Origin of the sequence: Methylobacterium sp. CCH7-A2 (assembly GCF_001557075.1) — a bacterium.
GTDB lineage: Bacteria > Pseudomonadota > Alphaproteobacteria > Rhizobiales > Beijerinckiaceae > Allobosea > Allobosea massiliensis.
The window spans coordinates 1-8,908 of record NZ_LSKN01000286.1; the positions used below are offsets into that span (position 1 = coordinate 1).

Below are 8,908 nucleotides of genomic sequence, written 5' to 3' on the forward strand. Positions count from 1 at the left end.
ACCGCTTATCTGCAGCGAGATTGAGTCAGACCCAACATTGCAGGCGATCTCACAGTGGAAACCACGGATCGCATGCTCGACCGGGATGCCGCCCTCGGCCCAGGCAGGCTCGGCCTCGATGCCGGGCACACCGACGACCGAAAGCCGCATCCCGTCGGGATCGCGGAAGGCCAGCACGGTTTCGCCGAAGCGCTTCACCGGCACGTCATGGGGCACGCCGTGCTCGACGAGGCGATGGGCCCAGTAGCCGATCGCGCCCTCCGGCACGCGGAAGACCGTCTCCTGCGTCTCGCCGACACCGAGGCGGCCCTGAGCCGCATGCTCCCAGGGGAAGAAGGTCAGGATCGAGCCCGGCGCCGCGGCGGCATCACCGTAATAGAGGTGATAGGTGCCCGGATCGTCGAAATTGACGGTCTTCTTGACGAGGCGCAGGCCGAGCACGCGGCCATAGAACTCGAGATTGCGGCGGGCCGGACCGGCGATCGCCGTGACGTGATGAATGCCGTTGATCTGCATGGCGGTGGTCCTTTCGAACCGGGGCGGCGCCCCGTTGCCGCTGAGATTGGACCGACGGCGCCGAAAAGCCAGCGCAACACCATTGCTCATTCGCAATGTCGACATTGAGATCAAGCCATTTGCATTGCGTCGATGCGAGAGCGATCTCTTGGGGCGAGACCAGCCCGGTCCCGTTCAGGAGACTGCCCCCATGATCGACACACGCCTCGCTCCCTATGCCGCGCTCGGCCTTCGCATCGCGCTCGGCCTGATGTTCATCGCCCATGCCTATCTGAAGATCGCGATCTTCACCCCGGCCGGTTTCGCCGGCTTCCTCGGGCAGGTCGGCCTGCCATCGTTCCTCGCCTGGCCGATCATCCTGGCCGAACTCATCGGCGGCCTCGCGATCCTCGTCGGCTTCTACGGCCGCTATGTCTCGCTGCTGCTGCTGCCGATCCTGCTCGGCGCACTCTTCGTCCACGCTCCGAATGGCTGGGTCTTCAATGCGCCGAATGGCGGCTGGGAATATCCGGCCTTCCTGGCCCTGACCGCCCTCGCCCATGGCCTGCTCGGCGACGGCGCGCTGGCCCTGAAGTCTGCCCGGCTGCCGGCCCTCGGCACCCCCGCCGCCGCCTGACGCCGCCCGCCGCGAACCCCTCGCCGCCTTCAAGGCCTCCCGGCCTTGAAGGCGGCGATGTCCTGTCGGAGAGTGCGGCGATGCCTGCTTTCGCCAAGCCCCCCTCCGCCAAGTCCCCCTCCGCCGCCGGCCCGCGCACCGGCCCGCAGACCCTCGCCTGGGACGATTTCCGCCTGATCAAGGCGATCGCGGAGCGCCGCGCCCTCCCGGCTGCCGCCGCTGCGCTCGGCCTCAACCATTCGACCGTGTTCCGACGTCTCGGCCAGATCGAGCAGGCGCTCGGCGTCAGGCTCTTCGAGCGCCATCGCAGCGGCTATGTCGCGACGCCGGCCGGCGATGAGATGGCGCAGCTCGCCGAGCGCGTCGACAGCGACATCAGCGCCTTCGCCCTCAAGCTCGCCGGCCAGGAGATCAAGCCCGCGGGCGATCTGCGCGTCACCACCAATGACACGCTGCTGGTCGACCTGCTGACGCCCGTCTTCGCCGGTTTCCTCGGCCAGTGTCCCGACATCCGGCTCGACGTGCTGCTCAGCAACCAGGCGCTGAACCTCTCGAAGCGCGATGCCGATGTCGCCATCCGCGCTACCGACAATCCGCCGGAGACGCTGGTCGGCCGGAAGGCGGCCCGGATCGCCTGGGCGCTTTATGGCCGAGCCGTCGATTTCACCGGCGCCGAGCCCGTCCCCATCGAAAGCCTCTGGCAGCGCGCCTGGGTCTCGCTGGGCGACAGCTTCTCCGGGCTGAAGGCCGTACGCTATCTGGCGCAACATGTCGCGCCGGAGCGGATCGTCTACAAGGTCAATACGGTGCTGGGACAGGCGGAAGCCGTCGAGGCCGGCATCGGCATCGGCTTCCTGCCCTGCTTCATCGCCGACCGGAAGCCGGCTCTGACGCGGCTGGCCCCGCCCGATGACGGGCTCGGTGCCGATCTCTGGCTGCTGACCCATCCGGATCTGCGCCATTCGCCCCGCGTGCGCCTCTTTCTCGACTACATGGCCGGCGAGCTCGGGCGGATGAAGCCGCTCATCGAAGGAGAGTTCCCGCTGTCGCCGCGCCATGCAGACGGCGAGCACGGTTCGCAGGCTCCGGCGGCATGAGCGGCGAGCTGAACGGCCTGACCTGGCTTCTGCTGCTGTCGATCCCGCCCGGCCTCGCCTTGGCCGGCTACTGGGCGCGCGGCCGCTTCGGAGACAAGCCACCGAAGGTGCCGCCCGGCGATCCGGGCAATCCGACCTGACGCGGAACGACCCGCGACGGGGTTCCGTCGCGGGTCGTTCCGAGGTCGGCAAGAGCCGGATCAGGCCGCCTTGCGGTTGATCCCGGTCTCGGCGAGCTTGGTCAGCTTCTCGTCGGCAGCATGTTCCTCGTCGAGGTTCTGCTGCAGCAGGGCGGCACAGTCCTCGCGGCCGAGCTGCTTGGCCCAGGCCGTCAGCGTGCCGTAGCGCGTGATCTCGTAATGCTCGACCGCCTGCGCGGCGGCGACGATGGCGGCGTCGAGCACCCGCTTGTCGGCGACCTCGCCCACGACCTCGTCGGCCTCCTTCAGGATGCCGTCGATGGCCGGGCAGTCGACCGCCTTCACCTCGGCGCCATGCTGCTTGAAGACCTGCTCGAGCCGGGCGATATGGCCTTCGGTGTCGGTGCGGTGCGCCGTCAGCCCCTGCTTGAGGGTCGGATCCGTCGCCTTCTCGATCATCTTCGGCAGCGCCTTATGGATCTGCTTCTCGGCGTAGTAGATGTCCTGGAGCTGATGGACGAAGAGGTCGTCCATCGTCTTGATGTCCTTGGAAAACAGTCCCATGGCGGTCTCCTGCGGTTTCGGGATCGTCGGAAAGAGCGTGCGGCGCCGCCGGGCACCGGATGCGCCGCTCCTGTCGAACGAACGTGCGCGCCGGCCATGTGTTCCGCTCGCGGAGGCCCCCAGGCGGTGCGGCCCGGGTTTCGCGGCGCGGCTGCTTCCTCTAGGCTCCCGCCATGGAGATGATCATACCCCTGATGATCGGCCTGACGCTGATCTGGCTGATCGGCCGCGGCACGCCCTGGAACGCCCGGCTGATGACGCTGGCGGTGACGCTCGCGGTCATCGTCCTCATCGTCGCGCTTGAGCGTGGCGGCTACTGGCCGGCGGAGTGGCGCCGGCAGTGATGCCGCGCGCTCAGGCGACGAGCTTGAGACCGACGATGCCCGCCACGATCAGACCGATGCAGGCCAGCCGTAGCGCCGTCGCAGGCTCGCCGAGCAGGACGATGCCGAGGATGGCCGTGCCGACCGTGCCGATGCCGGTCCAGACCGCATAGGCGGTGCCGACCGGGAGGCTCTTGAGCGCCAGCCCGAGCAGGCCGAGGCTGACCGCCATGCTGGCGAGCGTCAGCACGGTTGGAACGAGGCGGGTGAAGCCCTGCGTATATTTCAGGCCGATCGCCCAACCGACCTCGAACAGACCCGCGATGAAAAGATAGAGCCAGGCCATGACGGCGCTCCGCGTCGAAATGGCGAGGTCGTCCACGCCGGACCAGACAGGCGCCGTCGCGCCGGGGTCGTCCCCGCTCCCGATCTAGGACAGGGGCCAGGCGCTTTCAACCGGCGGCGTCAGGCGAGTTCCGCCGGCGGCTGCAAAGCGCGGTCGAGGATGCGCTTGCACTCGCCGAGTTCGGCCAGGACGGCGGTGAGCAGGGTGATGTCGTCGAGCCCGGGCGGTACCGGCGCGCGGCCGGGCTGCGCCGCTTGAGCTCCGACGCCTTCGCGCGCCTTGGCGGCTCCCGCCGGCGGCGGCCCGATCGGCGCACCGCGGCCGATGGCCTGGACATGGCGAGGCCCCTGTTCCTTCAGGATCCGCTGCAGGCCCTTGATCGTGTAGCCCTCGCCGTAGAGCAGGCGGCGGATGCCCTTGAGCAGGGCGACATCGTCCGGGCGATAATAGCGCCGGCCGCCGCCGCGCTTCAGCGGCTTGATCTGGGGAAAGCGCGTCTCCCAGAAGCGCAGGACATGCTGGGGAATATCGAGGTCTTCAGCGACCTCGCTGATGGTGCGGAAGGCATCCGGGCTCTTGGTGTCCATGTCGGCCTCTGTCTCGCCGGTGTGGAACTCCAGGCTCACTGATTTCGGCTCACGCGTCTTCGCTCTCGCTCGTCTGTCCGTTGATCCGCGCCTTCATCACATTCGAAGGCTTGAACACCATCACGCGGCGCGGCTCGATCGGCACTTCCACGCCCGTCTTGGGATTACGCCCGATTCGCTCGCCCTTGTCGCGCACGACGAAGGAACCGAAGGAAGAGAGCTTGACGTTCTCGCCGCGCGCCACCGCGTCGCAGATCTCGTCGAGCACCGCCTCGACGAGCTTGGACGACTCCGTCCGCGAGAGGCCGATCTTCTGATACACCGCCTCGCAGAGGTCCGCCCGCGTAACCGTGTGCCCCGCCATCCACATCCTCCAAGGCGTTATCTCGGCCGGCGGGTCTGCCACCTGCCTTTCGCCATTCCGGACGATGAACGCTAGGCGCAGCCCGCAGCCGGGTCAATGCTCGAACAGGCGCCGAAACGCCGTGACGCTGAAATTCAGCTGAAACCGCGAGAAAATCCGGAAAATATGACAGTTTTCTCGCTGTCGTTGGTCACCACCGGATCAAGGCCGACCCCCAGGTGAAACCGCCGCCCATGGCCTCGATCAGAACGAGCTGCCCGCGGCGGATGCGGCCGTCGCGATGCGCCTCGGACAAAGCCAGCGGGATCGAGGCCGCCGAGGTGTTGCCGTGCCGGTCGACCGTGACGACGACGCGGTCATGGCCGATGCCGAGCTTGTCGGCGGTGGCGTCGATGATGCGCCGATTGGCCTGGTGCGGCACGAACCAGTCGATGTCGGCGCCGCTCAGCCCGGTCTCCGCGAAGGTGTGGCGCACCGTGTCGGCGAGGTTCTGGACCGCGTGGCGGAAGACCTCCTTGCCTTCCATGCGCAGGAAGCCGACCGTCTTGGTCGAGCCCGGCCCGCCATCGACATAGAGCTTGTCCTTGTAGCGGCCGTCGGAGCGGATATGCGTCGCGAGCACGCCGCGATCGGCCAGCGTGCCCTCGCCCGGCTCGGCCCTGAGCACGACCGCCCCCGCCCCGTCGCCGAAGAGCACGCAGGTGGTGCGGTCCTCCCAGTCGAGGATGCGCGAGAAGGTCTCGGCGCCGATCACGAGCGCGGTTTTGGCCGCGCCGGTGCTGAGAAACTTGTCCGCCGTCGCGAGCGCGAAGACGAAGCCGGAGCAAACCGCCTGGAGATCGAAGGCGACCCCGCCGGCAATGCCGAGCGCGGCCTGGATCTGCGTCGCGGTCGCGGGAAAGGTGTGGTCGGGCGTCGCGGTCGCGACGATGATCAGGTCGATCTCGGCCGGCTCCATGCCGGCATCGGCCAGCGCCGCCTGCGCGGCCTTCAGCCCGATGATCGAGGTCGTCTCGTCCTCGGCCGCGACATGGCGCTGACGAATGCCGGTGCGCTGGATGATCCACTCGTCGGTGGTGTCGACGCGCTGGGCGAGTTCGGCATTGGTGACGATGCGCGCGGGCAGATAGGAGCCGCAGCCCGCGATACATGAACGCAAAATCGACAAACCGGTGTCCTCAATGGGCCGCGGCTGACCGTGCCGCGGCCTCCTGCTGGGCGGACGCCTCCTGGCGCGCGGACGCTTCCTGGCGGGCCGATGCCGCGACCATTTCGCGGACCTTGGCCATCAGGTTCTCCCGGGCCATTTCGTAGCCGAGCTCGGTGGCGCTGGCGAAGCCGACGGCGTCGGTGCCGCCATGGCTCTTGATGACGATCCCCTCGAGGCCGAGGAACACGCCGCCATTGACCTTGCGCGGATCCATCTTGTCCTTCAGGGCGGCGAAGGCGCCGCGCGCAAAGAGATAGCCGATCTTGGCCATCAGCGAGCGACCCATCGCAGCCTTCAGATAGGAGCTGATCTGGCGGGCGGTCCCCTCGGCCGTCTTCAGCGCGATGTTTCCGGTGAAGCCTTCGGTGACGACGACATCGACCGTGCCCTTGCCGAGATCGTCGCCCTCGACGAAGCCGTGATAGCTGAGATGCGGCAGGTTCAGCTCGCGCAGGATGCGCCCCGCCTCCTTGACCGCCTCGACGCCCTTGATCTCCTCGACACCGACATTCAGCAGGCCGACCGTCGGGCGGTCGAGATCGAAGATCACGCGGGCCATGGCTGCGCCCATCACGGCGAGATCGACGAGATGGCGGGCATCGGCGCCGATGGTCGCCCCGACATCGAGCACGACGCTCTCGCCGCGCACCGTCGGCCAGAGGCAGGCGATCGCCGGCCGGTCGACCTCGGGCATCGACTTCAGGCAGAATTTCGACATCGCCATCAGCGCGCCGGTGTTGCCGGCCGAGACCGTGACGTCGGCCTCGCCGGTCTTGGTGGCGTCGATGGCGCGCCACATCGAGGATTTGTAGCGGCCGTAGCGCAGCGCCTGGCTCGGCTTGTCGTCCATCTTCACCGAGACCTCGGTGTGGTGGAAGGTGGTGACGGCCTTCAAAGCAGGGTGCTGGTCGAGCAGCGGCAGGACTTCGCCCTCGTCCCCGAAGACGACGAAACGCGCATCGGGCCGACGCTCCAGCGTCAGCGCGGCGCCGGGGATGACGATGGCAGGGCCATGGTCTCCGCCCATCGCATCGAGCGCGATTGTAACCGGTCGTGTCATGGAGTGATGGTTGATCCCAGGAGCGGCCGACCTTCAGTCCGGGGCGGCTCGATGCGGGCGGGACAATAGCGACTTGGGCGCCCGCCGCAAGCTTCCAGAGAGGGGGAACGGGCCGTCAGCTGTCGCGCTTGAGCCGCGCCAGCTTGGCGAACGGCGATTCCGGCGGCTCTTCCGGGGCAGGCTCTGCGAAAACCGCCCCGGGCTTGCGGGGATAGGGATCGAGCGCCAGCGCGAGGAATTCGAGCGTCACGGCGCCGAGATCGATCGCGCCGTCGACGATGGGCTCGGGCGGATCGTCCTCGTTGAGCCGCACCTCGATATCGATCTCGCCCGAGTCGTCGGCGGCGGCGCGCCGGCGCGGCTCGGCCGGTTCCTCGGGCGCGAAATCGAGCTTCAGCGGCACCTCCAGCGTCACCGGAAACGGATCGAGCGTGACCGTGCAGGTCTGGTGGAAGGCGGCCTTGATCGTGCCCTCGAGCTTCACGCGCTCGCCGCTGCGCGACAACATGTAGCGCGCCTCGAGCGATTCGACGGAGGGCAGATCGAGCATGGTCGCGATGCCGGCCTTCTCCTGCGGCTCGGCTTCGAGCGCGAACGGCGTACCGCGCAGCTTGATCGCGTCGACGCGGACGGGCCGGCTCAACGGAAGGGGCGGCAGGGCTTCGGACGTCATCACGCATTCTCCTCCGCCGGCGGCGGAAACGGCTCCGGGTGGTTCAGCACACCGTCGATATCGAGCGTCGCCAGTCGGGCCTGGATGCTGCGGGCATAGGTGGCGAGATAGGCCGCCCCGCCGCGCTCGGCGGTCGCGTTGCGCTGCAGGGCTTCGTCGAGCGCGGATGGCTCGGGCGAAACCAGCGCCGCCTCATAGGCCTGGACGCGGCCATAGAACATCTGGCCGATCTTCTTCATGCGCTTGGGCACGGCGATGTCGCTGACGCCGCCATTGCGGACGCCCAGTTCGAGATAGGCGAAATTGGCATCGACCAAATCCTGCGCCAGGTCATCGGCCGGCGCGGGCAGCTCGCGCAGGCGGCGCAGGACGAGGAAGACATGCAGGGTCAGCGATTCGAAGCGGCCCTCGAAGCTGTCCGGGATGCCGCCCTGGAGATAGAGCGCGGGGCGGCGCGACGCCTCGGCGATGCGGGCGAAGACCGCATCGACCGGCGCCGTCCTGCTCTCGCGCTTGCCGAACCATCCGAACATGACGTTGCGATCCCTGGCCGGCGGCGCGGAAGAGGTCCGTCGCCTTGCCAAAGCCATGCTCGGGCGTTACGCCAACCCTCACCCGTTTGACAAGCGGCCCGGGCCTCGGCCCATTGCCGCAGCGCCACTGGATGCCCTCCGCATGATCGCCGTCTCCCGCCGCACCGCCCTCATCGGCCTCCTCGCGACGACATCCCTGGCGCTGGGCGCCTGCGGCCCCAATGCCGGCGGCTTCAAGCTCGCCACCTCGGCGGGGATGAACGAGGAGTTCAAGCGCGGCTTCGTCGCCGACGACGCGCTGATCGCGCAGATCAAGGTCGGCATGGACGTGCAGCAGGTGCTGTCGATCCTGGGTACGCCGTCGACGACCTCGACGGTCGGGAACCGGACCTTCTACTACATCAGCCAGACCGTACGCCGGCGCTTCCAGTTCCAGGATCTCTCGGTCGTCGACCAGACGGTGCTGGTGGTCTATTTCAACAAGGGCTTCAAGGTCGAGCGCATCGCCAATTACGGCCTGCAGGACGGCGTCATCTTCGACTTCATCAGCCGCACCACCGCGACCGGCGGCGAGGAGCAGAGCTTCCTGCGCAACCTCTTCCGCGGCGTGACCCGCTTCAACCCGCTGGGGGCGTGAGCCTCTTCCACCGGACTTGACGAGACAAAACCCGCGGCCTGCCCCGCAGGTTTTGTTGTTTGGGGCGAACCGGTCGCTGCGTGACAGCCAACCGGTAGACGCAACATGAAAAACCCCGCGGATCGCTCCGCGGGGTCGGTGTCATCACGATGGGCCGCGCGGCTCAGCTATGAGCCAGGATCGCCAGCAACAGCAGCGCGATGATGTTGGTGATCTTGATCGCCGGGTTCACGGCGGGGCCC

14 protein-coding genes are annotated in these 8,908 nt (G+C 68.0%); 5 read left to right on the forward strand and 9 right to left on the reverse strand.

Features of this window, described 5'->3' with window-relative positions; genetic code table 11:
* Positions 1-516, reverse strand: a 516-nt coding sequence (locus tag AX750_RS21160) for a VOC family protein (RefSeq protein ID WP_197432854.1), incomplete at its 3' end; no start/stop codon positions are given.
* Positions 517-706: 190 nt separating this feature from the next.
* Between AX750_RS21160 and AX750_RS21165 the strand changes: the two genes are divergently transcribed.
* The 3 genes from AX750_RS21165 (at position 707) to AX750_RS26280 (ending at position 2,369) form a co-directional block, all read left to right on the forward strand.
* On the forward strand, positions 707-1,132 hold the full coding sequence (locus AX750_RS21165) for a DoxX family protein (RefSeq protein ID WP_066734836.1): 426 nt from the start codon (positions 707-709) through the stop codon (positions 1,130-1,132).
* A gap of 80 nt (positions 1,133-1,212) precedes the next feature.
* Complete coding sequence (locus AX750_RS21170) at positions 1,213-2,229, forward strand: LysR family transcriptional regulator (protein ID WP_082735192.1); 1,017 nt, start codon at positions 1,213-1,215, stop codon at positions 2,227-2,229.
* Positions 2,226-2,369: a hypothetical protein gene (locus AX750_RS26280; protein ID WP_156449922.1), complete on the forward strand. Its 144-nt coding sequence runs from the start codon at positions 2,226-2,228 to the stop codon at positions 2,367-2,369. Before AX750_RS21170 ends, AX750_RS26280 begins: the two co-directional genes overlap by 4 nt.
* Before the next feature lie 60 nt (positions 2,370-2,429).
* Here the strand turns inward: AX750_RS26280 and AX750_RS21175 are convergent, their stop codons facing one another.
* Positions 2,430-2,933 (reverse strand): ferritin-like domain-containing protein, encoded by a 504-nt coding sequence (locus AX750_RS21175; RefSeq protein WP_066735624.1) that lies wholly within the window; start codon positions 2,931-2,933, stop codon positions 2,430-2,432.
* A gap of 173 nt (positions 2,934-3,106) precedes the next feature.
* On the opposite strand from AX750_RS21175, the gene AX750_RS26285 reads away from it, so the two are divergent.
* Positions 3,107-3,277 carry a hypothetical protein gene (locus tag AX750_RS26285; RefSeq protein ID WP_156449921.1) on the forward strand — a complete coding sequence of 57 codons (171 nt, stop codon included), beginning with the start codon at positions 3,107-3,109 and terminating at the stop codon, positions 3,275-3,277.
* 10 nt (positions 3,278-3,287) lie between these two features.
* On the opposite strand, the gene sugE is transcribed toward AX750_RS26285, so the two are convergent.
* From sugE to AX750_RS21210, 7 genes are all read right to left on the reverse strand, one after another.
* A complete protein-coding gene (sugE, locus tag AX750_RS21180; RefSeq protein WP_066735621.1) occupies positions 3,288-3,602 on the reverse strand; it encodes a quaternary ammonium compound efflux SMR transporter SugE in 315 nt (104 codons plus the stop codon).
* A gap of 119 nt (positions 3,603-3,721) precedes the next feature.
* On the reverse strand, positions 3,722-4,189 hold the full coding sequence (locus AX750_RS21185) for a MerR family transcriptional regulator (protein WP_066735632.1): 468 nt from the start codon (positions 4,187-4,189) through the stop codon (positions 3,722-3,724).
* Positions 4,190-4,238: 49 nt separating this feature from the next.
* Positions 4,239-4,553, reverse strand: coding sequence for an integration host factor subunit alpha (locus AX750_RS21190; RefSeq protein WP_066735618.1), 315 nt, complete (start codon positions 4,551-4,553; stop codon positions 4,239-4,241).
* A gap of 190 nt (positions 4,554-4,743) precedes the next feature.
* Positions 4,744-5,721 carry a beta-ketoacyl-ACP synthase III gene (locus AX750_RS21195; protein WP_066735616.1) on the reverse strand — a complete coding sequence of 326 codons (978 nt, stop codon included), beginning with the start codon at positions 5,719-5,721 and terminating at the stop codon, positions 4,744-4,746.
* A 10-nt stretch (positions 5,722-5,731) separates the two neighbouring features.
* On the reverse strand, positions 5,732-6,823 hold the full coding sequence (gene plsX, locus AX750_RS21200; RefSeq protein ID WP_082733218.1) for a phosphate acyltransferase PlsX: 1,092 nt from the start codon (positions 6,821-6,823) through the stop codon (positions 5,732-5,734).
* Between the two features lie 115 nt (positions 6,824-6,938).
* Positions 6,939-7,496, reverse strand: a complete 558-nt coding sequence (locus AX750_RS21205) for a DUF177 domain-containing protein (RefSeq protein WP_066735610.1) — start codon at positions 7,494-7,496, stop codon at positions 6,939-6,941.
* Entirely contained in the window at positions 7,496-8,029 is a 534-nt protein-coding gene (locus AX750_RS21210; RefSeq protein ID WP_066735609.1) for a ubiquinol-cytochrome C chaperone family protein, read from the reverse strand. The genes AX750_RS21205 and AX750_RS21210 overlap by 1 nt, the downstream gene beginning before the upstream one ends.
* Positions 8,030-8,171: 142 nt before the next feature.
* Between AX750_RS21210 and AX750_RS21215 the strand changes: the two genes are divergently transcribed.
* Positions 8,172-8,666: an outer membrane protein assembly factor BamE gene (locus AX750_RS21215; RefSeq protein WP_245282482.1), complete on the forward strand. Its 495-nt coding sequence runs from the start codon at positions 8,172-8,174 to the stop codon at positions 8,664-8,666.
* The last annotated feature ends 242 nt before the right edge of the window (positions 8,667-8,908 follow it).

Coding starts and splice junctions, on each gene's coding strand:
- AX750_RS21165 (WP_066734836.1), top strand. CDS start 707: ATGATCGACACACGCCTCGCTCCCTATGCCGCGCTCGGCCTTCGCATC.
- AX750_RS26285 (WP_156449921.1), top strand. CDS start 3,107: ATGGAGATGATCATACCCCTGATGATCGGCCTGACGCTGATCTGGCTG.
- AX750_RS21190 (WP_066735618.1), bottom strand. CDS start 4,553: ATGGCGGGGCACACGGTTACGCGGGCGGACCTCTGCGAGGCGGTGTAT.
- AX750_RS21205 (WP_066735610.1), bottom strand. CDS start 7,496: ATGACGTCCGAAGCCCTGCCGCCCCTTCCGTTGAGCCGGCCCGTCCGC.
- plsX (WP_082733218.1), bottom strand. CDS start 6,823: ATGACACGACCGGTTACAATCGCGCTCGATGCGATGGGCGGAGACCAT.
- AX750_RS21170 (WP_082735192.1), top strand. CDS start 1,213: ATGCCTGCTTTCGCCAAGCCCCCCTCCGCCAAGTCCCCCTCCGCCGCC.
- AX750_RS21185 (WP_066735632.1), bottom strand. CDS start 4,189: ATGGACACCAAGAGCCCGGATGCCTTCCGCACCATCAGCGAGGTCGCT.
- sugE (WP_066735621.1), bottom strand. CDS start 3,602: ATGGCCTGGCTCTATCTTTTCATCGCGGGTCTGTTCGAGGTCGGTTGG.
- AX750_RS21175 (WP_066735624.1), bottom strand. CDS start 2,933: ATGGGACTGTTTTCCAAGGACATCAAGACGATGGACGACCTCTTCGTC.
- AX750_RS21210 (WP_066735609.1), bottom strand. CDS start 8,029: ATGTTCGGATGGTTCGGCAAGCGCGAGAGCAGGACGGCGCCGGTCGAT.
- AX750_RS26280 (WP_156449922.1), top strand. CDS start 2,226: ATGAGCGGCGAGCTGAACGGCCTGACCTGGCTTCTGCTGCTGTCGATC.
- AX750_RS21215 (WP_245282482.1), top strand. CDS start 8,172: ATGATCGCCGTCTCCCGCCGCACCGCCCTCATCGGCCTCCTCGCGACG.